The organism is Pseudomonas putida (genome assembly GCF_003228315.1).
In the GTDB taxonomy this organism is placed as follows: Bacteria; Pseudomonadota; Gammaproteobacteria; order Pseudomonadales; family Pseudomonadaceae; genus Aquipseudomonas; species Aquipseudomonas putida_S.
Genome location: NZ_CP029693.1, coordinates 5,200,458 through 5,224,712, shown reverse-complemented (window position 1 = coordinate 5,224,712; position 24,255 = coordinate 5,200,458). Strand labels below are relative to the sequence as shown.

General features: G+C 59.9%; 24 protein-coding genes. 8 read left to right on the top strand and 16 right to left on the bottom strand.

Features of this window, described 5'->3' with window-relative positions; genetic code table 11:
* The first annotated feature begins 81 nt into the window (after positions 1 to 81).
* The 7 genes from DKY63_RS24435 to DKY63_RS24405 all read left to right on the top strand — a co-directional run bounded on the left by DKY63_RS24435 (position 82) and on the right by DKY63_RS24405 (position 7,940).
* Complete coding sequence (locus DKY63_RS24435; RefSeq protein WP_110966455.1) at positions 82 to 987, top strand: LysR substrate-binding domain-containing protein; 906 nt, start codon at positions 82 to 84, stop codon at positions 985 to 987.
* Positions 988 to 1,283: 296 nt separating this feature from the next.
* Positions 1,284 to 2,375: an ABC transporter ATP-binding protein gene (locus tag DKY63_RS24430; RefSeq protein ID WP_110966454.1), complete on the top strand. Its 1,092-nt coding sequence runs from the start codon at positions 1,284 to 1,286 to the stop codon at positions 2,373 to 2,375.
* A 93-nt stretch (positions 2,376 to 2,468) separates the two neighbouring features.
* Positions 2,469 to 3,581, top strand: coding sequence for an ABC transporter substrate-binding protein (locus DKY63_RS24425; protein ID WP_110966453.1), 1,113 nt, complete (start codon positions 2,469 to 2,471; stop codon positions 3,579 to 3,581).
* A gap of 10 nt (positions 3,582 to 3,591) precedes the next feature.
* Positions 3,592 to 4,464 carry an ABC transporter permease gene (locus tag DKY63_RS24420; RefSeq protein ID WP_110966452.1) on the top strand — a complete coding sequence of 291 codons (873 nt, stop codon included), beginning with the start codon at positions 3,592 to 3,594 and terminating at the stop codon, positions 4,462 to 4,464.
* A 7-nt stretch (positions 4,465 to 4,471) separates the two neighbouring features.
* Positions 4,472 to 5,299, top strand: coding sequence for an ABC transporter permease (locus tag DKY63_RS24415; protein ID WP_110966451.1), 828 nt, complete (start codon positions 4,472 to 4,474; stop codon positions 5,297 to 5,299).
* Positions 5,300 to 5,602: 303 nt separating this feature from the next.
* Positions 5,603 to 6,307, top strand: a complete 705-nt coding sequence (locus DKY63_RS24410; RefSeq protein ID WP_110966450.1) for a hypothetical protein — start codon at positions 5,603 to 5,605, stop codon at positions 6,305 to 6,307.
* A gap of 202 nt (positions 6,308 to 6,509) precedes the next feature.
* The gene (locus tag DKY63_RS24405) at positions 6,510 to 7,940 is read left to right on the top strand and encodes a PLP-dependent aminotransferase family protein (protein ID WP_110966449.1); all 1,431 of its coding nucleotides are present in this window, start codon (positions 6,510 to 6,512) and stop codon (positions 7,938 to 7,940) included.
* A gap of 122 nt (positions 7,941 to 8,062) precedes the next feature.
* On the opposite strand, the gene DKY63_RS24400 is transcribed toward DKY63_RS24405, so the two are convergent.
* The 10 genes from DKY63_RS24400 to DKY63_RS24355 form a co-directional block, all read right to left on the bottom strand.
* A complete protein-coding gene (locus DKY63_RS24400; RefSeq protein ID WP_110966448.1) occupies positions 8,063 to 8,863 on the bottom strand; it encodes an N-acyl homoserine lactonase family protein in 801 nt (266 codons plus the stop codon).
* 14 nt (positions 8,864 to 8,877) lie between these two features.
* On the bottom strand, positions 8,878 to 9,837 hold the full coding sequence (locus tag DKY63_RS24395; RefSeq protein WP_110966447.1) for a diiron oxygenase: 960 nt from the start codon (positions 9,835 to 9,837) through the stop codon (positions 8,878 to 8,880).
* 66 nt (positions 9,838 to 9,903) lie between these two features.
* Positions 9,904 to 10,662, bottom strand: coding sequence for a TauD/TfdA family dioxygenase (locus DKY63_RS24390; RefSeq protein WP_110966446.1), 759 nt, complete (start codon positions 10,660 to 10,662; stop codon positions 9,904 to 9,906).
* Between the two features lie 21 nt (positions 10,663 to 10,683).
* Positions 10,684 to 11,556 carry a branched-chain amino acid aminotransferase gene (locus tag DKY63_RS24385; RefSeq protein WP_110966445.1) on the bottom strand — a complete coding sequence of 291 codons (873 nt, stop codon included), beginning with the start codon at positions 11,554 to 11,556 and terminating at the stop codon, positions 10,684 to 10,686.
* A 33-nt stretch (positions 11,557 to 11,589) separates the two neighbouring features.
* The gene (locus DKY63_RS24380) at positions 11,590 to 12,942 is read right to left on the bottom strand and encodes a KamA family radical SAM protein (protein WP_110966444.1); all 1,353 of its coding nucleotides are present in this window, start codon (positions 12,940 to 12,942) and stop codon (positions 11,590 to 11,592) included.
* Between the two features lie 30 nt (positions 12,943 to 12,972).
* Positions 12,973 to 13,617, bottom strand: a complete 645-nt coding sequence (gene yfcF, locus DKY63_RS24375; protein ID WP_110966443.1) for a glutathione transferase — start codon at positions 13,615 to 13,617, stop codon at positions 12,973 to 12,975.
* Positions 13,618 to 13,910: 293 nt separating this feature from the next.
* Positions 13,911 to 14,369: a cupin domain-containing protein gene (locus tag DKY63_RS24370; RefSeq protein ID WP_110966442.1), complete on the bottom strand. Its 459-nt coding sequence runs from the start codon at positions 14,367 to 14,369 to the stop codon at positions 13,911 to 13,913.
* Between the two features lie 83 nt (positions 14,370 to 14,452).
* Positions 14,453 to 14,947 carry a RidA family protein gene (locus DKY63_RS24365; RefSeq protein WP_110966441.1) on the bottom strand — a complete coding sequence of 165 codons (495 nt, stop codon included), beginning with the start codon at positions 14,945 to 14,947 and terminating at the stop codon, positions 14,453 to 14,455.
* Positions 14,948 to 14,993: 46 nt separating this feature from the next.
* Positions 14,994 to 16,274 (bottom strand): ATP-grasp domain-containing protein, encoded by a 1,281-nt coding sequence (locus DKY63_RS24360; RefSeq protein WP_110966440.1) that lies wholly within the window; start codon positions 16,272 to 16,274, stop codon positions 14,994 to 14,996.
* Positions 16,275 to 16,316: 42 nt separating this feature from the next.
* Positions 16,317 to 17,417, bottom strand: coding sequence for a hypothetical protein (locus DKY63_RS24355; protein ID WP_110966439.1), 1,101 nt, complete (start codon positions 17,415 to 17,417; stop codon positions 16,317 to 16,319).
* A 148-nt stretch (positions 17,418 to 17,565) separates the two neighbouring features.
* On the opposite strand from DKY63_RS24355, the gene DKY63_RS24350 reads away from it, so the two are divergent.
* The gene (locus tag DKY63_RS24350; RefSeq protein ID WP_110966438.1) at positions 17,566 to 18,978 is read left to right on the top strand and encodes a PLP-dependent aminotransferase family protein; all 1,413 of its coding nucleotides are present in this window, start codon (positions 17,566 to 17,568) and stop codon (positions 18,976 to 18,978) included.
* Positions 18,979 to 19,030: 52 nt separating this feature from the next.
* Here DKY63_RS24350 and DKY63_RS24345 read toward each other — a convergent pair whose 3' ends face one another.
* The 6 genes from DKY63_RS24345 to cyoB form a co-directional block, all read right to left on the bottom strand.
* Positions 19,031 to 19,483: a hypothetical protein gene (locus DKY63_RS24345; protein WP_110966437.1), complete on the bottom strand. Its 453-nt coding sequence runs from the start codon at positions 19,481 to 19,483 to the stop codon at positions 19,031 to 19,033.
* Complete coding sequence (locus DKY63_RS24340; RefSeq protein WP_204354257.1) at positions 19,467 to 20,105, bottom strand: DUF6036 family nucleotidyltransferase; 639 nt, start codon at positions 20,103 to 20,105, stop codon at positions 19,467 to 19,469. The genes DKY63_RS24345 and DKY63_RS24340 overlap by 17 nt, the downstream gene beginning before the upstream one ends.
* 248 nt (positions 20,106 to 20,353) lie before the next feature.
* Positions 20,354 to 21,241 carry a heme o synthase gene (gene cyoE, locus DKY63_RS24335; RefSeq protein WP_110966436.1) on the bottom strand — a complete coding sequence of 296 codons (888 nt, stop codon included), beginning with the start codon at positions 21,239 to 21,241 and terminating at the stop codon, positions 20,354 to 20,356.
* 11 nt (positions 21,242 to 21,252) lie between these two features.
* Positions 21,253 to 21,591: a cytochrome o ubiquinol oxidase subunit IV gene (gene cyoD / locus DKY63_RS24330; RefSeq protein ID WP_110966435.1), complete on the bottom strand. Its 339-nt coding sequence runs from the start codon at positions 21,589 to 21,591 to the stop codon at positions 21,253 to 21,255.
* Positions 21,592 to 22,218, bottom strand: a complete 627-nt coding sequence (locus DKY63_RS24325; RefSeq protein ID WP_110966434.1) for a cytochrome o ubiquinol oxidase subunit III — start codon at positions 22,216 to 22,218, stop codon at positions 21,592 to 21,594.
* A 3-nt stretch (positions 22,219 to 22,221) separates the two neighbouring features.
* On the bottom strand, positions 22,222 to 24,252 hold the full coding sequence (gene cyoB, locus DKY63_RS24320; RefSeq protein WP_110966433.1) for a cytochrome o ubiquinol oxidase subunit I: 2,031 nt from the start codon (positions 24,250 to 24,252) through the stop codon (positions 22,222 to 22,224).
* Positions 24,253 to 24,255: the final 3 nt, after the last annotated feature.

Sequence of the window (24,255 nt, the reverse complement as noted above, 5' to 3'; positions counted from 1 at the left end):
AATACAACAATCGATTTTTTTTGGCCTGACTGTTCGATTTCCGTCACCATACGCAGGCTTTCCCATCACAACGGACGATTTATGCGCTTTCCTTCGATGACAGCCCTTCGCGCGCTGGACGCCGTGGCCCGCCTGGGCAGCGTCTCGGTCGCGGCCCGTGAACTGAACCTGACCCGCAGCGCCATCAGTCACCAGATCAGCAAGCTTGAGGAATGCGTGGGTTTTGCCCTCACCGAGCGGATTGGCCGGGGGATCGGCCTGACCTGGCAGGGCGAGCGCTATGCGCGAGAGGTGCACGGGATCCTGATGAACCTGCTCGACGCCGGGCAGGCGATCGACGATCAGGAAATCTCGGGGCGGCTGTGCGTCAGCTGCGCGCCGGGGTTCGCCACCTATTGGCTGTGCCACCACATCGGCGCCTTCCTGCGCCAATACCCGCAGGTGCAGTTGCAGCTGATTTCCCCGCGCACGCCGGATGACGTCAACAACCCGGGCGCCGACCTGTTCATCGCCTATGGGATTGGTGACTGGCCGGAAATGATGGTCGAAGAGATCGTCGCCCTGCGCTTCTTCCCGGTGTGCAGCCCGCGCCTGATCAACACCCTGAGCGGCCTGAAAAGCCCACAGGAGTTGAGCCATTTCCCGCTGCTGCACATGACCGACTACTCGGACTGGCGCGTCTGGCTGACCGCCGCCGGCGCCTCCAGCGTCAACGCCGTGAGCGGCATCCTGTTCTCCGACGCGCATTGCGCGCAGTCCGCCTGCATCGCCGGCCAGGGCATCGCCATCGGCGACAACCTGATCAGCGGCGATGCGTTGTCCAAGGGCCTGCTGGTGCGCCCGTTCGACATCACCATCGACCTGCACCGCGGCTACTACCTGGCCGCCGACCCGCAAAAAGCCGAACGCGCGGTGGTGCAGGCCTTTAGCAACTGGGTGAAGACGCAGCTGCAATCGTCCCACCAGACCTGGCAGGACACGCCCTGATACACCGCAACCTGTAGGAGCGAGCCTGCTCGCGAAGACGATCTGACATTCAACATCAATGTTGACTGTGCTGGCCCCATCGCGAGCAGGGCTCGCTCCTACAGGTTCAAGGCTCTGGTTCAAGGGTCTTGGGCGAGGTGAAAATCGCCAATGAATTGAGTAAAAAAACTAACCAATACGAGCAAAATAATTCCATTGATGTAGCGATATTTTTAACAATAATAGGTCCCAAAGCCCATTTCGGACTCACCTCCGTCCTCGTACGTTTTATGGGCAATAAAAAGAGGAACCTCATTGTGTCCAGCCGTTCAGCGATTCAGCTAAGCGCTCAAGGTATCAGCCAGTATTACGGCCGTTTCGCGGCGCTGGATAACGTCGATCTCGACGTTCGCAAAGGCGAATTTCTTACCCTGCTCGGCCCTTCCGGCTCGGGCAAGACCACCCTGTTGATGATCCTCGCCGGCTTCCTGAGCCCCACGGCGGGCAAGTTGATGGAACAAGGCGTCGACATCATCAAGCGCCCGGCCGAGCAGCGAAATTTCGGCATGGTGTTCCAGGGCTACGCGCTGTTCCCGCACATGACCGTGGCGGACAACGTGGCTTATCCGCTACGCATCCGCAAAGTCCCGGTCGAGGAACGCAATCGCCGGGTCAAGCACATCCTTGAAGTGGTCGGCCTCGGCGCGCAGATGCACAAAAAGCCAGCCGAAATGTCCGGCGGCCAGCAGCAGCGCGTGGCGATTGCCCGGGCCCTGGTGTTCGAACCGGAACTGCTGCTGCTCGACGAGCCGCTGTCGGCACTGGACAAGAACCTGCGCGAACAACTGCAAACCGAGCTGCAACGCATCCACCGTCAGGTCGGCACCAGCTTCGTGTTCGTTACCCACGACCAGAACGAAGCCCTGGCGTTGTCGTCGCGCATCGCGATTTTCAACCACGGCAAACTGACTCAGGTCGACACCCCGGAAAACATCTACAACCGTCCCGAGAGCCGTTTCGTCGCCGAGTTCCTCGGCAAGATGAACCTGTTCCCGCTGGACAACCTGACCCGCAACGGCGCCACCGCCAGCGGTCGCTGCGGCACCAGCGTGCTGCACGCCGTTGCCCCGGCGCCGCTGAGCAATGCGCCGATCGTGCTGGCGGTGCGTCCCGAGCACATGGAACTGCACAGCGATTGCCCGACCATGGAAGGCTACAACGTGATGCCGGCGCAACTCACCGAGAAGGTTTACCAGGGCTCCAGCACCCATCTGGCGCTGAAAGTTGGCGGCGACACCCTGCCGATCAACCTGTCCGTACCCGGCAATCACCCGGGCGCCTTGATGCCCAGCGGTGCGCCGGTGTGGCTCAGCTGGCCGGTGCAACAAAGCTTCCTGCTACCGGCTTGAATCAAAAAGCATCCGCATCACAAAGCTCTCTTCCAATGACAACAAAAAGGCCGGCGCCCAACGAGGCACCCGCCGCTTGAGGACTTGCCCCCCATGCGCCAGGACCATCAACAAGACTGCATCGAAGTGCTCATCGAAAAGGCCCGCGACGGTCAGATCAACCGTCGTACCTTCATCCAGGCCATGGGCTTGCTGGCTGCCGTACCGCTGGCGTTGCGCAGTGGCATCAGCTGGTCGGCGGACAAGCCGCTGGTGGTGGTCAACTGGGGTGGCGACGCCCTGAATGCCTTCAAATCGGCGTGGACCGACACCTTCACCAAGAACACCGGCATCCAGGTGCGCATCGACGGCGCTGGTCCCACCGAGGGCGCGATCCGCTCGCAACTGGCCAGCGGTCAACCAAGCTGGGACGTGGTCGACGTCGAGAGCTACAGCGCCATCGTGCTGGGCCGGGAAAAGATACTGCAACCGCTGGACTACAACGTCATCAAGCGCGATCAGGTAGCGCCGGCACTGGCTTCCGACTTCGGCATCGCCAGCTACCAGTTCAGCTACGTGATGGCCTGGGACAGCGCCAAGTTCGGTGACAACGGGCCGAAGACCTGGGCGGATTTCTGGGACGTGAAGAAATTCCCCGGCAAGCGCACCTTGTACAAGTGGATGAACGGCATGCTCGAAGCGGCGCTGCTGGCCGACGGCGTACCGGCCGATCAGCTGTACCCGCTGGACGTACCACGGGCGATGAAGAAGATCGACGAGATCAAGCCCCACGTGCTGTCGTTCTGGAGCTCGGGCGCCGAGAGCCAGCAACTGATGGTCGATGGCGAAGTGTCGGTGGGCGCGATCTGGCACACCCGCGCCAAGCTGCTCAGCGAAGACACCGACAACCGCGTGCGCTGGAGCTTCGACAACGGTTTCATCAACTCCAGCAGCTGGGCGGTGCTGTCGGGCAACCCGGCCGGCACCCAGCCTGCCATGCAATACATCCAGCACGCCTTGCAGCCTGACGGCCAGCTCAAACTGTTTGAACTGCTGGGCAACGGCCCGTCCAACAGCGCCACCGAGAAACTGATGTCGGCCGAGCAACTCAAGGCCAACTGTGCCTCCGAGGAGAACCTGAAAAAACAGATCGCCCTCAACGCCCAGTGGTATGCCGACAACTACTCCAAGGCTCTGGAAGAGTATCTGACGCGGTTGTCCAAGTGAGCCTCAGACCATGACTACGACCCTGACCTCGACCCTCTCCAGCCCCAAGCCCCGCTTCAGTTCGCCGGGCCTGGAGCGTGGCCTGCTGCTGTTTCCGTTGCCGGTGCTGCTGTTGGTCTTCTATGTGCTGCCGTTCCTTGGCGTGGTCGGCTGGAGCTTCACGCTGCCCACCCCGGGCATCGAGCAATACCAGCGCATCGCGACGGATCCTGCGATCCACGAAATGCTCTGGCGCACCCTGCGCCTGTGTATGACCGTGAGTTTGCTGGCCCTGGTGATCGGCTATCTGCTGGCCTACTGCTGGGTGTTCAGCCCACCGTTCTGGCAGCGCGTGGTGGAGATCTGCATCTTCATCCCGTTCTGGATTTCCGTGCTGGTGCGCGCCTTTGGCTGGTTGATCACCCTGCGCAGTAATGGCGTGCTGAACAACAGCCTGATGGGCATGGGCCTGATCGATCAGCCGCTGCAATTGAGCCGCAACGAGATCGGCGTGGTCATCGGCATGCTCCACGTGATGATCCCGTATGCGGTGTTCCCGCTGCTGTCGACCATGCGCCAGCTGGACCAGCGCGTGCTCATGGCGTCCCGTGGCCTGGGTGCCGGCGCCCTGCGCACCTTCTGGCAAGTGCTGCTGCCGCAGACCCTGCCGGGCATGCTCGGCGCGTTCATCATGGTCTTTGTGTTCTGTCTGGGCTTCTTCATCACCCCGGTGCTGTTGGGCGGCGGGCAAACGGTGATGATCGCCGAGTACGTGTTCCTGCAGATGTTCCAGACCAGCAACTGGGGCCTGGGCGCGGCGCTGAGCGTGGTGCTGCTGGCCCTGGTCAGTGCATTGATCTGGGTGCTGTTGAAAATGACACGCGTGAATCGACTGGTAGGCTGAGAACATTATGAATACCCATCGCACAAGCCCGAGTACCCGGCTGCTGGCCGTGGTCGCCATGGCCTTCATGCTGTTCCCGCTGCTGACGGTCATTCCGGTGTCGTTCACCAGCAAACGCTTCCTGTCGATGCCCGAAGGCAACTGGTCGCTGCGTCACTACGAGGCGCTGGTGAGCAACCCGGACTGGTTCCACGCGATCAGCCAGAGTCTGACCATCGCCTTCGCCACCAGCATCATCGCCACCTTGCTGGCGGCCAGTTTCAGCCTCGGCATCTGGTACATGCGCTCCAAGCTGGCCACGGCGCTGATCGGTCTGGTGCTGTTGCCAATGGCGATTCCGCCGGTGATTTCCGCGCTGGTGCTGTACTTCATGGAAACCAAGCTCGGCCGCTACGCGCCTGGCATGGGCTACGACACCCTGACCGGCGTGGTGATTGCCCACGTGATCATGGTGGTGCCGTATGGCGTGGTGACCATGCTGGTTGCCTTGAGCCAGATTGACCGGCGCATCGAACTGGCCTCGCGCAACCTCGGCGCCAGCCTGATGCAGACCACCTTCATGGTGATCCTGCCGAACCTGAAACTGGGCCTGGCTTCCACCGCGCTGTTGGGTTTCGCTTTGTCGTGGGAAGAAGTGGCGGTGACCCTGTTCATCACCAGCGTCAACGTCGACACCTTGCCCAAACGCATCTGGAGCGGCCTGCGCGATAACGTTGACCCGAGCGTCGCGGCAATCTCGGTGATCCTGATCAGCCTGACCCTGGCGGTGCTGATTGGCCGGTTGGTGGTTCAGCATCTGGCGGACAAGCGGGCGCAGAAGCTGTTGCACCCCTGATCACACCTCAACACAAAGCCCCGCTTCGTCATGAACGCGGGGCTTTTTTGTTTTTGCGCTTGAATCTTTTCTGTGGGAGCAAAGCTTGCTCGCGATGGACGAGAGGGCGCCGCGGGGTTTCAGGCTGCCAGCGTCATCGTTAACGTCCATCGCGAGCAAGCTTTGCTCCTACAGAAAAGCAAAATCTTGACCGGTGGCCAGCCGGGTCGTGACATTGCCGCCCCGGTCCAATAGATTAGTCGGCCCGAAAAAGCCCCTACGCTTTTTCCCCCTATTCAAGCTGAACAAAGTAGTGAAATTTCAATGTCCGATTCCAACACCGCTGAAACCGTAGTCACCCTGTCGTCCAAAGCGGAATACGAAAACTCCATCAATCTTTCACAACACGTCCCCCAGGCCAAAACCATCAGCGAGATGGTGCTGGACGCTTTCCAGTCCACCCGCGAAAGCGAGCAGATTCGCGAGCTGCGCGCCGCGATCCGCCAGGCCCATGACAGCTTCGACGACGACAAGGCCTATGAATTGATGGGCCAGCTCAAGCAACTCAAGGACGCCGAAGCGGCCGATATCGCCGCGCTGGAAGACCTGAGCAGCAAGTTCCCGATCAGCCGCATCCTGTCGAGCTTCAAGGACGACCCGGCCTTCCAGGAAATCGTCTACGGTCTGGCGCTGAAAGTGCTGAACCAGACGCACCAGGCCATCAGCAACCCGAGCGGCGGCAAGAGCAAGGCGGCACGCGCCAAGAAAGAAGCCGAAGTGTTCACCATCAGCAAGGACGGCATCAGCGTCACCCTGCCCCTGCGCACCCCGCGCTCGCGCCTGAACGTTGACCGCGAAGCCCTGGAGTTCCTCGGCTTCACCTTCGTCGGTGAAGGCGAAGAAGCGGAGCTGGAAAGCGAAACCTTCCTCGACAACAGCGGCGCCGAACAAGCCGCCAACCGCAAGAACATCATCACCGCGCTGCAACAGCAGACGGCATTCGACGGCTACAGCATCGCCGCCCAGTAATCGCTGTACCCCCAAGAGCCCCGCCCCAGAGCGGGGCTTTTTATTGCCTGCGATTCGGGCAAATCCGTGATTAATCTTCCAGTATCGACAGCAGTACTTCCCTTCACCCAACAGCACCACGGGTCCGCCCGCTCAGATTAAGGTTGGGGAGCCGGTTCACTTTCCAGCCAATGACCTCAGTGGTGCAACTGCTGAGGTCATCATGAACACGACTCCGTTGTACCGCCAACTGGCCAATCACTACCTGGACGCCATCCGCAGCGGCACCCTGAAAACCGGTGAACGTTTCCCCTCGATTCGGCTGATGATGGAAAAACACGCGGTCAGCCTGTCAACCGCGGTGCAGGTCTGCCGGGAACTGGAAGACTACGGCGTACTGGAAGCCCGCCCCCGCTCCGGCAACTACATCCGCCAGCCCGACACCCCCGCCAAACCCGCGCCGACCGCCCTGCCCCCGCCGCTGGACACCGGTGTCTACGTGGGCATTCACGAACAGGTGTCGGCAGTGCTCAAGGCCAGCCAACGGGCGACGGTGAAGGTCAATTTCGCCAGCGCCTACTGCGCACCGCAGCTGTATCCGATCAAGACCCTGCAGGACAACATGATCAAGGCCTTGCGCCAGGATCAGCATCTGTTCGAGACCTCGGGATCGACCGCCGGCAATATCGCGCTACGCAACGTGCTGGCCCGTCGCGCGCTGACCAGCAAAACCCACCTGAGCGCCGAACGCATCGTGATCACCAACGGCGCCACCGAGGCCATCACCCTGGCGTTGCGGGCGGTGACGCGTCCGGGCGATACCGTGGCGGTGGAGTCGCCGACCTTTTACGGACTGCTGCAAATTCTCGAAAGCCTGAACCTGCGAGTGCTGGAAGTGCCGGCGTCGAGCCAGGTCGGTATCAAACTATCGGCTCTCGAACAGGTGCTGCACGGCCCGGAGCGGATCAAGGCGTTGATCGTCATTCCCAACCTGCACAACCCGCTGGGCAGCATCATGCCCGACGCCAACAAGGCGCGACTGGTGCAGCTGTGCGCCGAACACGAAGTCGTGCTGATCGAGGACGACACCTATGGCGATCTGGTCGACACCGAGCAGCCGCTGTCCACCCTCAAGCATTGGGACCGGGACGACAGCGTGATCTATTGCGCCTCGCTGAACAAAACCCTGGCACCGGGCATGCGGCTGGGCTGGATCAGCGCCGGCAAGTGGCATGAGCGCGTGGAAATGCTCAAGTACACCCAGTCCCGTGGCTGCGAGGCGCTGTCGCAACTGGCGGTCAGTGCGTTCATGGGCACGCCGTCCTATGAGCGTTACCTGCGGCGTTTGCGCGTTACCCTCGCGCAGCAGCGCCAGCAAATGAGCGAGGCGATCCTGCGCTACTTTCCCGCCGGCACGCGGGCGACCAATCCCCGGGGCGGGACCTTGCTGTGGGTGGAACTGCCCCGTGAGCATTCGTCCATGGCGTTGTTTCACGAGGCGTTGAATTGCGGGATCCAGATTTCCCCGGGCGGGATCTTTTCCAATGGCCAGCGGTTCGATCACTTTGTGCGCATTGGTTGTGGTGCGCCGTATTCGTCGAGGGTTGATGAGGCGCTGCAGACCCTTGGCCAGATCCTCAAAACCCAAAGCTGATGCATACCCACTGTAGGAGCGAGCCTGCTCGCGATGGTCGTCAACGATGACGCTGGCAACCTGATACCCCGCGGTGTTCTGGCGTCCATCGCGAGCAGGCTCGCTCCTACAGTGGGAAGTGATCAGGCTGGGTTTTGGTGGAGGCAGATGATATGCGGATCATCATTCCAATGCGGAAAACGCTCGGCGATCTGCGGGTCGTGGCCGGGGATGACATGGTCTTCGCTGTCGGCTAGGCGATCGATTTCGGCGAAGGCTTCGAGGGTTTGCGCCAGATCGTCGAGAATCGGAAACGGGCTGCGCTCACGAATGTTGACCCACAGGTGCGCGGCGTCTGACGCCAGGACGATCCAGCCCCGCGCGGTATTGACCCGTACCACCTGGCTACCCGGCGTATGCCCGCCCACCGCATGCAGCGTGATGCCCGGCAGTACCTCGGCCGTGCCCCGGTGCAAGCGCATGCGCCCTTCGAACAGCGGCGGCAGTGCCGACATCACGTCCTCGACCTCGTAGGTTTTGTTCACCGTGCGATGGGTCATTTTCGGCCCGGTGCAGAAGCGCAATTCCGCCTCTTGCAAGTGCACGGTGGCCTTGGGAAACAACGCGATATTGCCGGCGTGGTCCCAGTGCAAATGGGTCAGGATCAATTGCTCGACCTGCGTCGGATCAATGTCCAGCTGTCGTAGGGATTCTTCCGGCAGGCGGTACATCTGACGATTGCGCCGATCCGCCGTGGCCGGTTGAAAACAGGTGTCGACCACGACCACTTGCTGCTCGTTGCGGATCACCCAGAAGTAGTAATCCAGCGGCATCGGCGCATTCGGATCACCGCAGCAGGCATCGTAAAGAAAGTTCTCCTTGGCGGTGCGCTGGGCATTGGCGCCGACACGGATGGCGAACACTTCGTACACGGGAACGGACATACGACTCTCCTGGTTCAGGCGGCGGCAGTGGATTTGAGGGTCGGGCGGAAATCGAAGTCGATCTGCTCGCTGATGCCCAGTTCGTGCGCCAGCTTATGCAGGCCGCTGTAGTCGCGCATGATGGTCGCGTTTTTGCTGCTCTCGCGGGTGTCGCCGATGATCTGCGCCGCCTCCCCGACCCCGAGCTGGGTCAGGATCGCCTCCCACATCGAGTAGTCCTGGGCGACAAAGGCACTCAGGGCCACCGACAGGGTCTGTGCGAAAAAGGCCTGCTGCTCAGGCTGCATGTTGGCGTACATGACCTTGGCCACTTCGGCGAGCACCTTGCTGTGGGCATATTCGTCGCGGTTGTGCAGCTCGGCGACACGGCGATTCTGCGGCTGGATGCTCTGGTCATCCGCCAACAGATCCAGATAAGCGTTGACGCTGATCTCGGCCACCACCGCAAAGGTGATCGCCGCCAGGTCTTTCTGCCATTGCTCGGCCAGGGTTTCCCGCAACGCCTGCAACCGCAGATAGGTCACCGATGGCGGCAAGTCCAGCTCCTGATCGATCGCGCGTTCCAGCTTGGTTCGCTCGATGGCCCGCAAGTGCATGAGCGTGTGGTAGTGCTCGTCGATCAGGGTCTGCTGCATGGCCTCGCGAAAATGCCAGTTGTCCTTGCCCAGGTATTGATTGGCAATGGCGCTCAGCGCCGGGTTGACCACATGTTCCTCGGCGGTCACGGTGCGCAGGTTGTAGCCGATCCAGCCCCAGGTCACCACGCTGCTCTTGAGTTCGTCGCTCAGGGCCTGGAATTTCGGGTGGTGGAAAAACGGCACCATCTGTTGCGGGTAGTCCGGACGGGACGGGTCGAACACCTCCTCGACCGAAGTCTTCTCGGGTGAGCAGACCGTGGCCCGGCGGGTCCAGGCCTGATTCAGCCGCACGACCAGTTGATGATCGACCTTGGCGATCTCGATTGCTGTTTGCATGACGCGATACCTGTAGGACGCGTACCCGCTCGCGGGTACGCCAGAAGAAAAAAAGCGACGGAAGAATCAGGCCAGCCAGTAGCGGGTCAGGTGCCGCGCCGGGTCGGTGTATCGACTGCGGGCGTGGATCATCCGCCAGTTATCCCAGATCAGCATGCAGCCTTCGGGGATCAGCACCGGGGTGTTGTGCTCGATGAAATACGCCTCGCCGAGCACCGCAAATTTGGCCAGCGGCGAGCTGTTGTTGCTCACCTGGGACTGCTCCAGCGCTTGCTTGGAAGGGTTCACATCGCCGTAGTGAAACTGGTTGTAGCTGAAGCGGAAAATGTCGCCGTCTTCGGTAGGCGTGAGGATGTATTCCTTGACCCGCGTTTGCGCCGGCTCACCTGGCTTGGCGGTGGCGACGAACTCCACCGGCGTGTCATCCAGCCACTCGCGCAACTCGGGCTCGGTGCGCTCCAGCGACTTCAAAAACTCATAGCCATCCACCAACCCCGTATGCCCGCCGCCACAGGTTGCCTGGCGATGGCAATGCAGCGCCAGGTAGCGCGGCGGCGGTGTGTACACCGGCGCTTCGGTGTGCGGGCCGATGCCGTTCATGCTCTGGGAATACGGCAAGTCTTCGTAACCCGGCTTGCGGGTGATGGCAAAGGCCGTCTGGCCGTTGAACTGCGGAATGACCGGGCCGAACTCATGCAAGGTGCCGACAACGTCATGGGCGAATTCGCCGGGGGTCAGGACCGTCCAGCCACGAGCCGACAACTCGTCATGGCGATGACCCAGCGAAACGTAAGGTTTGGACGCAACAATCCCTGGATTTGACATGGTGATATTCCTGGCGGTTGATCAGGCGTTGACGGTTGAGGTGTAAGCGGCAATCAGGTCGCGGCACACATCGCCCGGTCGATAGCGATGCTCGTCGATGCTTTGCACAGGCGTGATTTCGGCGGCGGTGCCGGTGAGAAAACATTCTTCGAAGTCGCCCAGTTGCGTAGGCAGAATTGTGGTTTCGACCACCTGGTAATCCAGCGCCCTGGCCAGCCCGATGACGGTCTGCCGGGTAATGCCGTCAAGAAAGCAATCCGGCACCGGTGTGTACAGCGTGCGACCTTGGGTGAAGAACACATTGGCGCTGGTGGCTTCGGCCACGTGACCACGCCAGTCGAGCATCAACGCGTCGTGAAAACCGTTGTCTTCCGCGTCGTGCTTGCTCAGGGTGGCGATCTGGTAATGCCCCGACGCCTTGGCCTCGAACGGGCTGCTGCTGGGTGGCGGACGACGCCATGTAGCGGTCTTCAAGCGGATACCGGCCATGCGTGCCGCCGGGTCGAAGTAGCTCGGCCATTGCCAGCAGGCAATCGCCACATGCACCCGGTTGAAGCGCGCCGAGGTGGAAATCATCTCGCTGCCGCGCCAGGCCACCGGTCGCAGATAGCCCTCGACCACCTGGTTGCGCTTGAGCAGTTCATAGCTGGCCGCTTCCAGTTCTTCAGGCTCGAACGGGATGACGAAATCCATCAACTGCGCCGAGCGATACAGCCGCTCGGTGTGTTCGCGCAGTTTGAAAATATTGCCGTTGTACACCCGCTCCCCTTCATAGACCGTGCTCGCGTAGTGCAAGCCGTGGGTCAGTACGTGCAGACGCGCCCGCGACCACTCGACGAACTCGCCGTCGAGCCAGATCACCCCATCGCGTTGATCAAACGGGATAGTGCTCATGTCCATATCTCCCCATACATCACAAGAAATGCCCTACGCCGTTTGCAGCAGGACCGGTATCAATTCCGGCTTGGCTGCCAGCAACCGCTCAGGTTCGTTCTGAAAGAAAAACGCACGTTCGCCAAAGGCCGGTCTCAGCTCGTCGAACCAGGTCGCCTGCGGGTCGAAGCGCGCATAGAAGGTGCGCAACACCCATTGCGGATCCCGGGCCTGGAGGAACTGCAGCACGAAGACTTTTTCCCCCGCGACGGTCTCGATGCCATTGATCAACACCTTGCCGTAGAAGGTGCTCATGGACGGCCCGCGCACCGTGCGCGCCAGCCCCGACACCGTGCGATACGCCGCCTGGAAGATCTCGAAGGCCCGCGCCAGGGGCATTGCGAAGTAATGGCTGGGACCGGTGTCGCGTTCGACGAACATGTAATAGGGCACCGCGCCCAGGCGCACGCCTTCGGTCCACAACGCTGCCCAATCGTCCGGGTTTTCGTTGATGTGGCGGATCACCGGCGCCTGCATGCGCAGGGTCGCGCCAGTACTGCGAATACGTTCGACGGCTTGCCGGGCGATGTCCTGGCGCAGCTCTACCGGGTGGTTGTAGTGCCCCATGATCGAGAGGTTTTTCCCCGCCGCGATGACCCGCCGGAACAGCTCGAGCAACTCCGGTGCATCCTTGTCGCTGACAAACCGCTGCGGCCAATACGCCACCGACTTGGTGCCCAGGCGGATGCTTTTCAGGTGCGGCAATTCCAGCAACGGCTCGATGTAGCTCGCCAGGGAGCGGCTGTTCATGATCAGCGGATCGCCCCCGGTGATCAGCACGTCGGTTACCTGCGGATGCACCCGCAGATAGCTCACCAGCTCTTGGGATTCCCGGGCGTTGAACTTGAGTTCTTCCTCGCCGATGAACTGCGCCCAGCGGAAACAGAAGGTGCAGTACGCGTGACAGGTCTGCCCGGCGCCGGGGAAAAACAGCACGGTCTCGCGGTATTTGTGCTGTATGCCCGGCAGGACTTTTCCGTCGAGGGTGGCGTTGTTGTGCGTCAGCTGTCCGGCCGGATGAGGATTCATGCGCAGCCAGATCGCTTCGATCTTGCGCTTGATGGCCGCGCTGTCGTCCAGCTCGATCAATTGCTTGAGCGAGGTGTATTCGTCCGGCAGCAGCATGTCCCGGTGGGGAAACGTCATGCGGAAAATCGGATCGTCCGGGATGTTGTTCCAGTCGATCAGCGTCCCCAGCACGTATTCGTTGGTGCGAAACGGCATGACCCGGGCCACGACCGTCATGGCCTCCTGCAAATCCGGCGTGAGTTTGTGCCAGTACGGCGTCTCGCGGATGGTGCGTGAGTTATAGGGTTTGTATCTTTCGTGCTCCGACAGTCCCTGCATGGCAGCGCTCCTGGTGTTGGCTGGCAGTGATCACTTGGTGGCTGGCGCTACGCGCTCTATGTCCATCCATGCCCGGACGCTGTCGCGGTCCCACTGCTGGCGCACGTAGGCCGTCAGTCGCGCAGGCACCGGATCACCGTTGGCGACCAGGCGGTTGAGCATGATGGCCAGGTCGGTGTCGGCGATGCTCCAGTCACCGAACAGGTGCTCGGCGCCCTCCTCCAGCAGGTGATCGGCGACGAAGAACAGGCGCTCGACTGCTGCTTTCGCATCGTCGGAGAGCGGGGTGTCCTTCTTGCCGAAATACACCAGGTCAAACGGGCGCTCCTTGCGCACCACCAGCAAGTCGCTGCGCAGCCAGGCCTGGAGTTGACGGGCACGGGCGCGCTGTTTGAGGTCCTGTGGATAGAGTTTTTTATGGCCTGGGGAGAGTTCTTCCAGGTATTCGGCGATGGCGGAAGATTCCGACAGCGCGAAATCCTCATGAACTAACGTGGGAACTTTGTTAGTCAGGGAAAGATCCCTATAAGCATCTTGATAGTTTTCTTTAGCCTTCAAATCCACTGTCACAAAGTCGAACGAAAGTTGCTTCTCCTTTAGCGCCACAAATGCCGACATCGCAAATGCGCTAATAAAATCCGCACCGACATACAGTTTGAGTTTTCGGTTTTCCATAGAACACTCCCTTGCAATGGCTGCATTGATAAACCTGCATTGGAAGTGATCGTATTAAGTTGATTGGGGGCTGAATAGATACAGAATTTGTCTGTTTCAATCGATACAGAAAGTTTCTGGCGTGGGGAAATTTGTTGCCGCAGGTGACAATATTTTATGGGCTGAACAGGGAAACTGTAGGAGCGAGCCTGCTCGCGATGGACTCACGGACGCCGCGTATTACCAATGAATACGCGTCATCGTTGACGACCATCGCGAGCAGGCTCGCTCCTACAGAAAAGCAGGGGGGATGATTAGAGGGTGGCGTTCGACAGCTGCGCCATTTGCGGCATGTTGCTCATGTTGAGCATGGCCAAAGGCTCGGTTTTGCTGGTGTTGACGAAGCCATGCCGGGTCCAGGCCGGCACCGATAATACGTCGCCGGGGCCGACGCTGACCTCATCGGCACCGTCCAGGGTCAGGGTTCCACTGCCGGACTGGATGATGAACAGATGCCACCAGGCATGGGCATGGCCGTCGAGCCTGGTGCCCGGGATCAGCCATTGCATGGAGACCGCCATCCCTGGGGTCAGCCTGCAACCTTCAGGGCTGTTGTCGTGGGCCAGCGCGACAATATCGACATCACTGTCCGCCAGACTCTGACGCATATCCGCCAGTTCGCCCTGCGTCCAGACTCGCGCTCCCATCGGCGAATTATTCAAACTCTGACGAAAATCCTTATATGAAAAGAACCTGCCTTGAACGTTATTCATGGGCAAATACCAAATGTCCGGTGACTTGAGTCACCAGACACTAGGACAACAACTTGTAACTGTAAAGCAGGAACTTTCATTGATTACAGAACCGAGGGACGCAGCGCCGCAATCATATCAACTTCGACTGCGGCATTTTTCGGCAACTGATAAACCCCGACAGTGGTTCTCGTATGTTTACCGGCATCACCCAATACATGACTGAAGACATCTGACGCACCGTTGGCCACTTCGCTGAGATCGACAAAGTCCTCCGTGCACCGTACATGCACGGTGATGCGGATCAGTGATTTGACTTTATCCAGTGAACCGATGGCGTCGACGATCAACGCCAGACCGCGCAACGCACAGATGCTGGCCGCCGCTTGCGCGTCCGCCATGCCGAGGTCCCGGCCGACACGGCCCGGATAGAGAATCTTGCCATCCATGCGTGGCACCAGACCGCTGATGTACAGCTCATCGTGGTGGCGAATCAGCGGAGTGTAACGGCCGCCCACGGTGTTCTCACCGTAGATGTCAAAGCCGAACTCCTTGGCCAGGGCGATGAAACGTTCATCACAGGTCATGTGTTCAATCATTTACCGAATCCTCATCAATACTGCCAAAACTACAACCGCTACGAATTCAGCCCGCGGCCCTCACGGGCGGCTCCAGGCTGGTGATCCCGACGTTTACCTCGATGGCTTGCGACAGCCGCAACAGGTCGTTGCTGAGCTGCCCGTAGTGCTCGTTGAACAGCACGATGTGGCCGATGAACGAGAAGTTGTCCTTCACCAGCGCCGACACCGAATCACCGATGCGCTTGGCAAACTTGCCCTCCACCACCTCGATGTTCAGCGAACGGGCCAGCGACTCGATGTCGGGTATCGAACGCAAAATCCCGCCGGCTGGCGCCCTGAGCAGACGAATGCCGCAATAGCCGCGAGCGACTGGTTCATAGGGTTCGATCCGGCCTTCCACGGCCCAGCGCACCCAGCGCTCCCACGGGTTGAAATCGATGAACGCCTGACGTGCCAGGTCCCAGATGTGCATGCCGCCGGGGCGCATGTTGGTTTCCACGGCGGAGGTCAGATGGTCGGCACGCAGGAACACCTCGTTGTGCCAGGCGCCGTTGTCCAGCGACACCAGGTCGGCCATGTGCCGTCCGGCGTCGAGCAATTGCGTCTGTACGTCCTCCGCCAGAGGCGCGGGAACCACCTGCTGGATCTCGGCGCGGTAGGCGCCTTCGGTGGTGGTTTTTTCGGTGATCCAGGTGCTGCCGGCCACGCAATCCCAACTGTATTCACGGGCGTTCTGGATCAACTCTTCAATGACGATGCCGCCTTCGCGGTAGGGCTTGAGTGCCTGCCAGACTTCATCACACTCCGACGGATGATTGATCACCCGGCAACCGCGGCTCGCGCCCTCGCAAGCGGGCTTGATGAAGGCTTTGCCACCCAACTCGACCACCCGCTGACGCAACTCGGACAGGCTCTCGACCCGGGTGGAAAACACCGGGCGGTAATCCTCGGGCGCCTCGGTGGCCATGACTTCCAGGCTGCGGAAGATCTGCTTGTCCAGCCCCGCCCGTGCCTCGGCCGGCGTGATGCCGGGCAGCCCGAAATGACTGGCCAGCGCCGCGCCGAGCAGCACGCCACGGTCGGAAAACGGCAACACGCCGATCAGCTTCCAGCGATCGGCGTTCAGGCAACCCACCACCAGTTCAAGGGATTCGGCGACGTCTTTTTCCGCCAGCGAGCAACTGCAGACATGGTCTGCCACCTGATCGTCGTGCGGCTGGACCTGCTCGACCAGCAGGATCAGCCTGGCGTTGTAGAGCTGCTTGCACAGCTCGCGCAATTTCGGGATATCGTGAACCCGATTGCCGTTGTAACCGACCACTACGACGCATGAAGTCGTATTCATAATGCCCCCGTCTTGCAAATTGAAACCCGCACCCGCGACGACTCAGTCGTGTAACGACGCTTGGGATTTACGGTTGAACCAGTACCACGCCAGGATTCCCCCCGCGCCGATGGCCGCCAGCAGCAGCGCGTTATACGGCGCCGGCACCACCCGCATGACCAGCACCGTGAGCCCGGCGCCCACGCCCAGGGAGACTTCCTTGACGAACATGTTGTTCTGCTTGACCGAGAAGTAATCGAGATAGCTGAACGCGCATTCGGCGATGGACAGCAGCGCCACCCAGATCAGCGCGCCCATGAGGGTCTCGACATGGAAGGCGGCGGGTGACGACAGCACCGCGAAACCGCCGACGATGATCCCGATCACCGCCACGACCTTGAAGCGACCGGTGCGCTCGATGAGCTTCATCACCGGCACCTGGGCGAACACCACCACGGCGCTGTTGAGGATCAGCATCAGGCCGTACCAGGCAGGCAGTTCACCGGTCTTGAGCAGGATCGCCTGGGGCAGGATCGAGAACACTCCGAACAGCTTGATGCCCATGATGATCCCGGCGATCACCCACGGCAGTTTGTTGCGCCAGCCACTGCCATCGTGAGTGATGGGGCTTGCGGTCACAGGCTCGGAGGTAAAGGTCGCGCCGAGAGCGATGGGCAGGCACAGCAGCACGAACGCCGCCGCACCGAGGAAAAACATGGTCGGGGTCAGCAGCGGCGACAGCAGGATCAGACCGGCCAGCAGGCTGCCCATGTTCATCGCCACACGGTTGTAGGCCGCGCCTTCCTTGGTCTGCGCCGCTTCGCTCTTGATCAGGTAACCGGCAATCGCGATGCCGTAGGCGAACAGCGCGGCGGCGAACATCACCACGCCCTGGTTACGGGTGACGGCCAGCAATACCAGACCGGAGGCGGCGCAGAGCAAGGTGACGCTCAGGGAGCGGCGGCCCAGGACCAGCAACGTCAGCGGCAGCAACAGGAGCAAGGCGCGATAGCCCAGGGCGAGGATGCTGTTGGTCGCGGTGTCGAGCCAGACGTTGGCCTTGCCCAATACCGCAAACAGCGATACCGCGGTGATGATCCGGATCGCAAACAGGCGGATGTTGATCACCGGCTTGGCGACGGCGACCGTGGTTTGAACACTCATGCAGCACCTCTTGAACCCGTGATTTTTCCGGCGTGGAGCGCCAACAATCAGGAAAGTCTGTAAGGTGATGGTAGAGACAGAGGCTTGTTTTCATCAGAGCAAGTTCGTTTAGAATCGAACGAACTTTACTGCCGGAGAGACCAGTAAAATGCAGGTTCAGCGTGCCGTGATCGCCGCTTTCGAGTTCCAGCCGGGTGTGCCGCTGGTCCAGCAGATCGTCGATCAATTGTCCGTGGCGATCAGCCAGGGCGGACTTCCACATGGTTCGCGGCTGCCGCCGATTCGCGAACTCTCCGAGCTGATGAACGTGGGCAAGTCCACGGTGGTGGATGCGTTGGACCGCTTGCGGGCCAAGGGTTTGGTGGTATCTCGCCAGGGTTCGGGGCACTACGTGCATCGCTCCAGCGTCACCCTCAAGACCGACGCCGGGCCGGACCTGCAGCCCCAGGACACACTGAGCGTGGTCCGCCGCGCGGTGCTGCAAGACACCGGCGCATTGCGTCCCGGTGCCGGCTTCCTCCCCTCCTCCTGGCTGCCTGCCGAAGAACTGCTCAAGGCCGTGCGCAGCACCCTGCGTGCGACCTCTCTGCAAATGGGCGAGTACGGCGTCGCCGCCGGTTACCTGCCACTTCGCGAAGCGTTGCGCGTCAAGCTGTCGGCCATCGGCATCGAAGTGCCGGTGGACCAGATCGTCACTACCGCCAACACCGTACAGGCCATCGACATGCTGATGCGTCTGCTGGTCAAACCCGGCGACACCGTGCTGCTCGACGACCCGTGCTACTTCACCATGCACACCAACCTGGCCTTGCATGGCGCCAAGGTCATCACCATTGCCCGTGGTGCCGATGGCATGGACATGGAGGCCTTCGAGCAACTGGTGAATACTCATCGCCCGGTGCTGTACATGACCAACAACGTCCTGCACAACCCGACCGGACATTCGTTCTCACCGGCGCAGGTCTATCGCTTGCTGGAGTTGAGCCATCGCTATGGCTTCCATATCGTCGAGGACGATCTGTACTGCGACCTGCAACAACGCATGACCCCGCGCCTGGCGGCGGGTGGGCTGGACAATGTCAGCTACGTCTCCGGATTCTCCAAGACCCTGACCGCCAACAGCCGCGTCAGTTTCGCGGTGCTCTCGCCACAACTGGCGGCCCGCATGGTCACCCTGAAAATGGCCTGCGGCGGCATGACCTCGGAACTGGCGGAGCAGATCGTCTGCGCGATGCTCAGCGATGGCAGCTACGCCAAACACACACGGCGCACAGTGGACAGGCTTTACGAGTCGAGCAGCCGGGTATCCGGCTGGCTGGTCGAGGCCGGTTGCTCGGTGTCATCGCTACCCCACGAAGGTTTGTTCATCTGGACGCAATTGCCCGAAGGGTTTCACGCCGAAACGCTGGCGAGAAAAGGTCTGGAAATCGACCTGGTATTGGCCCCCGGAACGCTGCTCAGCAAAGCGCCTAATGCCAGTCAGTTCCTGCGTTTCAACGTCGGCCATAGCGATAGCACTTTGGTGCGCGAGCGGTTCATGCGATTGCTCGACCGCGCCTGAATGAAAAAGCCCCGCGATTCTTTGAATGCGGGGCTTTCAGGTATCGATCAGCTCAGGAAAACATCGAGCGCTGCTCTGCTTCATAGTGCCTCGTCTGGTAAGGCAACAGTGTTTGGGTTTTTAGCCCAAGCCCTTCCTCCAACCCCCAGGAAATGGCAAGTACATCGCGGCGCTGATTAAGCGGCAGGCCCGTGTGTGGAGTCATTTCTTGCCTGGAAGTTGAGCGCGAAAAAAGCTCGAGAGCACTCAGGGTTTCCGACACACGGGTATCAGACACACAGGCGAAGCGCGTGAAGCGCTCAAGCAGATACCCTGCCCGTCTTAATTGCAAATCGTCGTTATGACAGCTCAGAAATGCTGAAATTTCGCCCTTCAGATTGGAGTTCGAATACCACACGGCCTTGGCAGCGCTGATAAGCGCAGCGTCGTCTGCCTGATCCAGAGGACTTCTGACCAGTGTGTCCAAAGCTGAGGAGAGGACTTGGCCGTCAAGGGGCTTCGTCATCTGTCGTCTCCAGATAGTCTTGCAGGATATTGGTGAGAACAGAGATAGGTTGCTCTTTGTTGCCAACATATACATCAATCGCCTGCAATGCCAGCCGATGGAATTCTGTGCTTCGTACGAAGCCTGCCCTGAGAAGTGCCATGATGTCGCCGATATCCTGTTCCGTAGCCCTTCCCAGCTTTGAGATTGCCAGATCTATAGGTGCTGCAATGTGAACATGCAGCGCAGACGCTGCGGGGAATTCCACCAGAGGCAAGCTGCGCTCCCAGTAGTCCTCATGGATAGGACCAAAGCTTGTGTTGTATTGCAGGTCGTAGTTCAGCTCCATCAGTCGACCTGATCGTTCATCTGTGAATACTTCCGGGACCTGCGCAAGAAGGGTCTGCAGGTGAAGATCTCCAGGAAAATTGAACTCGTAGATCTCGGCATCGACGTCCGTGGAGACTCGATGATTTGTGTACAGATGAACCGCGCAGCCACCAAAGACGATGATTTTGAGCGCACCCGATTTGGCACCTTCAAGCGTCAGCTGCACTTCGACTGACTTGAACATCGACACCAATGCCTGCCCCAACGCCGTGCTCGTGTTCAGACGGGGAACGACTACGTCCTGTAATTCCATTTCTAACCTCTACCATCGATGGGAGTGTGGTGATCGAAATGGACCGTACTGAGATGCATGAAAAATGGCGTTAGGACGTTTCCCAAATGCCATGCACTGCTTTCCGAAATAAACGAAGGCTGACGTTTGATCGCATTCACGCACCAGTAAAAGCCAAGTTAAATCGAATTCCCTGACCAAACCCAAGCCAACAAAAAACCCCGCACCTTCTTTCGAAGGGCGGGGTTTTTCTTTATCGCATCCGACGCTTAAGGCGCGTACGTCAGCAGCAACTCGGTCGGCACTTTGAAGTCCAGGGACATCGCCACGCTCAACGCGGTAATGGTGAAGATCGAGAACACGAACAGCTTGCGTGCCCAGACCGTGTCATCCACTGCCTTGTAGCCGGTCCAGGCCATGTACAGCCAGTACATGCCCATGGCCGCGGCGACGGCGAGGTAGCTCATGCCGGCGTAGCCGCTGAAGGTCAGCATCAGAGTCGCCACGAGGAAGGCCAGGATGTAGATCAAGATGTGCTTCTTGGCCACCTGGATTCCGCGTTTCACTGGCAGCACCGGGATCGATGCGGCCAGGTAATCGTTGAAGCGGAAGATCGCGATGGCGTAGGAATGCGGCATCTGCCACAGGCTGAACATCACCAGCAACGTCAGTGCAGCCATGTCGAAGGTGTTGCTCACCGCGACGTAGCCGATCACTGGCGGCATGGCGCCCGACAGACTGCCCACCAGCGTGCCGTGAACCGACTTGCGCTTGAGGTACAGGCTGTAGAAGCCGACGTAGATAACGAAGCCGATCACCGCGAACAGCGCGGCCAACGGGTTGGCCACCTTGTACAACAGGGCAACGCCGGCGACACCCAGGACGGTCGCATAGGCCAGGGCCAGTTTCAGGGAGATGAGGCCCTGGACCAGCACCCGGTTCTTGGTGCGTTCCATCTTCAGGTCGATGTCGCGGTCGATGCAGTTGTTGAACACGCAACCGGAGGCAACCACCAGGGACGTGCCGATCATGGCGGCCAGGAAGATGGCCAGATCGACATGCCCTTTGGAGGCCAGGAAAAATCCGCCTGCCACAGAAAGCACGTTACCGAAAATGATCCCCGGTTTGGTGATTTGGATAAAGTGCTTGAAGGACATGCGGATTTACCTCACTTCGCCATCATGAACGTGTGGATGCTGAACATGATCCAGATCGACAGACCAACCAGCAGGGCAATCACGATCGCGGCAAAGACAAACGCGATGACGTTGTTACGCTGTGCCGACGAGCGATCCAGGTGCAGGAAGTACACCAGGTGCACCAGCACCTGGATCACGGCGAATGCCACGACGATCAGCAGAGTGATCGACTTTGGCAGCGTCGGGTACATCACCAGACCGAACGGAATCAGGGTCAGGATCACCGACAGGATGAAGCCAATGCCGTAGGACTTGACGCTGCCGTGGCTGCCGTCGTCGTGGCCATTGTGGGAATGAGCGTTAGCCATTTACATAGTCCCCATCAGATAAACAACGGTGAATACGCAGATCCACACGACGTCCAGGAAGTGCCAGAACAGGCTCAGGCAGCTCAGACGGGTCTTGTTGGTCGCCGTCAGGCCGTTTTTCTGCACCTGATACATCATGATCGCCATCCAGATCAGACCGCTGGTCACGTGCAGACCGTGGGTACCAACCAGGGTGAAGAACGCGGACAGGAAGCCCGAACGGTTAGGGCCGTAGCCCTCGGAGATCAGCATGTGGAACTCGTTGATCTCCATGCCGATGAAGCCGGCACCGAACAGGAAGGTCAGGGCCAGCCAGCCCAGGACCTGCTTCTTGTTGCCACGGAAGAACGCCAGCATGGCGAAGCCGTAGGTGATCGAACTGAACAACAGCAGAGCGGTTTCGCCCAGCACGTATGGCAGTTCGAAGATGTCGTGGCCCGACGGGCCACCCGCTACGTTGTTAACCAGTACCGCGTACGCTGCGAAGATCGACGCAAACAGAATGCAGTCGGTCATCAGGTAGAGCCAGAAACCGAATACGGTCATCTCGCCCGAGTCGTGGTGGTGGTCATCGTGCCCATGGTCATGACCATGGGCGTGTCCAACATTGGTCACTAAGTTCGACATGGTTTAAGCCTGTTCCAACGAGGTTTCAACACGGGTGGTGGTGGCCCGGACTTTACCGGCCGCTACCAGACGCTTGTGCTGCTCGGCTTCGATGCGCTCGATCACGTCGACCGGCACGTAGTAGCCTTGATCATCACGGGCCGCGTGGATCGCGAAGTAGATCACGGTGCCAGCCAGGCTCGCGATTGCCAGCCACCAGATGTGCCAGATCATCGCGAAACCGAACACGGTCAGCAGCGCGCCCATCACCACACCGGTAGCGGTGTTGTTTGGCATGTGGATCGGTTCGTACTTGGCCGGAGTCTTGTACGCAGTACCGTTTTCCTTCGCTTCGGTGAACGGATCGACGCCATCGGCTTTTGGCAGCACGGCGAAGTTGTAGAACGGAGGTGGCGACGAGGTCGACCATTCCAGGGTGTGTGCATTCCACGGGTCGCCGTGTTCGCACATGTTTTCTGGCTTGTTGCGGTCACGCACACTCACGTAGAGCTGGATCAGCTGGCACGCGATACCGGCGGCGATCAGGATCGCACCGAACATGGCGACGTACAGGTACGGCACCCACTCAGGGTTGGTCGTGGCGTTCAGACGACGGGTCATGCCCATGAAGCCCAGTACATAGAGCGGCATGAACGCGACGAAGAAGCCGGTGATCCAGAACCAGAATGCAGCCTTGCCCCAACCTTCGTGCAGCTTGAAGCCGAACGCTTTAGGGAAGTAGAAGCCGAAGCCGGCGATGTAACCGAATACAGCACCACCGATGATCACGTTGTGGAAGTGCGCGATCACGAACAGGCTGTTGTGCAGAACGAAGTCGGCACCCGGGATGGCCAGCAGTACGCCGGTCATGCCGCCGATGGCGAAGGTGACCATGAAGCCCAGGGTCCACATCACCTGGCTGGTGAAGCGCAGACGGCCCTGGTAAATGGTGAACAGCCAGTTGAATAGCTTCACACCCGTCGGTATGGAAATCAGCATCGTCGCCAGACCGAAGAAGGCGTTGACGCTGGCACCCGAACCCATGGTGAAGAAGTGGTGCAGCCAAACCATGAAGCCCAGGATCGAGATCGCGCCCGATGCGTAAATCATGGAGTGGTGGCCGAACAGTTTCTTGCCCGAGAAGGTCGAAACCACTTCGGAGAAGATACCGAAGGCCGGCAGAATCAGGATGTAAACCTCAGGGTGACCCCAAGCCCAGAACAGGTTGACGTACATCATCGGATTGCCACCAAGTTCATTGGTGAAAATGTGGAAATCCATGTAACGGTCAAGCGTCAGCAGTGCCAGGGTAGCGGTCAGGATCGGGAACGAAGCCACGATCAGAACGTTTGCCCAGGTGCAGGTCCAGGTGAAGATCGGCATGTCCATCAGCTTCATGCCAGGGGTACGCATTTTCAGCACGGTGGCCAGGAAGTTGACCCCCGTCAACGTCGTACCTAGCCCGGATAGCTGTAGCGCCCAGATGTAGTAATCCACACCCACGCCCGGACTGTATTGCAGGCCCGACAGCGGCGGATAGGCAACCCAACCGGTCTTGGCGAATTCGCCGACGCCCAGGGACAGGTTGATCAGCACCACGCCGGAAACCAGCAGCCAGAAGCTCAGGGAGTTCAGGAACGGGAAGGCAACGTCACGCGCGCCGATCTGCAGCGGCACTGCAAGGTTCATCAGGCCGGTGAAGAATGGCATCGCCATGAAGATGATCATGATCACACCGTGAGCGGTGAAGATCTGGTCATAGTGTTCAGGAGGCAGGTAGCCAGGCGAACCCTCGGTGGCCATGGCCAGCTGGGTACGCATCATGATGGCGTCGGCAAAGCCGCGCAACAGCATGACCATGGCGACGATGATGTACATCACGCCGATTTTCTTGTGGTCGACCGACGTCAGCCACTCGGTCCACAGATAGGTCCACTTCTTGAAGTAGGTGATTGCAGCGAACAGTGCCACGCCACCGAGGGCGATCATGGCGATGGTCACCATCACGATCGGCTCGTGGAACGGGACCGCTTCCCAACTTAATTTACCAAACATCGT

Excerpts from the sequence above, each read along its gene's own strand:
- DKY63_RS24435 (WP_110966455.1), top strand. The coding sequence starts at position 82 with ATGCGCTTTCCTTCGATGACAGCCCTTCGCGCGCTGGACGCCGTGGCC.
- DKY63_RS24425 (WP_110966453.1), top strand. The coding sequence starts at position 2,469 with ATGCGCCAGGACCATCAACAAGACTGCATCGAAGTGCTCATCGAAAAG.
- DKY63_RS24420 (WP_110966452.1), top strand. The coding sequence starts at position 3,592 with ATGACTACGACCCTGACCTCGACCCTCTCCAGCCCCAAGCCCCGCTTC.
- DKY63_RS24415 (WP_110966451.1), top strand. The coding sequence starts at position 4,472 with ATGAATACCCATCGCACAAGCCCGAGTACCCGGCTGCTGGCCGTGGTC.
- DKY63_RS24410 (WP_110966450.1), top strand. The coding sequence starts at position 5,603 with ATGTCCGATTCCAACACCGCTGAAACCGTAGTCACCCTGTCGTCCAAA.
- DKY63_RS24405 (WP_110966449.1), top strand. The coding sequence starts at position 6,510 with ATGAACACGACTCCGTTGTACCGCCAACTGGCCAATCACTACCTGGAC.
- DKY63_RS24400 (WP_110966448.1), bottom strand. The coding sequence starts at position 8,863 with ATGTCCGTTCCCGTGTACGAAGTGTTCGCCATCCGTGTCGGCGCCAAT.
- DKY63_RS24395 (WP_110966447.1), bottom strand. The coding sequence starts at position 9,837 with ATGCAAACAGCAATCGAGATCGCCAAGGTCGATCATCAACTGGTCGTG.
- DKY63_RS24390 (WP_110966446.1), bottom strand. The coding sequence starts at position 10,662 with ATGTCAAATCCAGGGATTGTTGCGTCCAAACCTTACGTTTCGCTGGGT.
- DKY63_RS24385 (WP_110966445.1), bottom strand. The coding sequence starts at position 11,556 with ATGAGCACTATCCCGTTTGATCAACGCGATGGGGTGATCTGGCTCGAC.
- DKY63_RS24380 (WP_110966444.1), bottom strand. The coding sequence starts at position 12,942 with ATGCAGGGACTGTCGGAGCACGAAAGATACAAACCCTATAACTCACGC.
- yfcF (WP_110966443.1), bottom strand. The coding sequence starts at position 13,617 with ATGGAAAACCGAAAACTCAAACTGTATGTCGGTGCGGATTTTATTAGC.
- DKY63_RS24370 (WP_110966442.1), bottom strand. The coding sequence starts at position 14,369 with ATGAATAACGTTCAAGGCAGGTTCTTTTCATATAAGGATTTTCGTCAG.
- DKY63_RS24365 (WP_110966441.1), bottom strand. The coding sequence starts at position 14,947 with ATGATTGAACACATGACCTGTGATGAACGTTTCATCGCCCTGGCCAAG.
- DKY63_RS24360 (WP_110966440.1), bottom strand. The coding sequence starts at position 16,274 with ATGAATACGACTTCATGCGTCGTAGTGGTCGGTTACAACGGCAATCGG.
- DKY63_RS24355 (WP_110966439.1), bottom strand. The coding sequence starts at position 17,417 with ATGAGTGTTCAAACCACGGTCGCCGTCGCCAAGCCGGTGATCAACATC.
- DKY63_RS24350 (WP_110966438.1), top strand. The coding sequence starts at position 17,566 with ATGCAGGTTCAGCGTGCCGTGATCGCCGCTTTCGAGTTCCAGCCGGGT.
- DKY63_RS24345 (WP_110966437.1), bottom strand. The coding sequence starts at position 19,483 with ATGACGAAGCCCCTTGACGGCCAAGTCCTCTCCTCAGCTTTGGACACA.
- DKY63_RS24340 (WP_204354257.1), bottom strand. The coding sequence starts at position 20,105 with ATGGAATTACAGGACGTAGTCGTTCCCCGTCTGAACACGAGCACGGCG.
- cyoE (WP_110966436.1), bottom strand. The coding sequence starts at position 21,241 with ATGTCCTTCAAGCACTTTATCCAAATCACCAAACCGGGGATCATTTTC.
- cyoD (WP_110966435.1), bottom strand. The coding sequence starts at position 21,591 with ATGGCTAACGCTCATTCCCACAATGGCCACGACGACGGCAGCCACGGC.
- DKY63_RS24325 (WP_110966434.1), bottom strand. The coding sequence starts at position 22,218 with ATGTCGAACTTAGTGACCAATGTTGGACACGCCCATGGTCATGACCAT.
- cyoB (WP_110966433.1), bottom strand. The coding sequence starts at position 24,252 with ATGTTTGGTAAATTAAGTTGGGAAGCGGTCCCGTTCCACGAGCCGATC.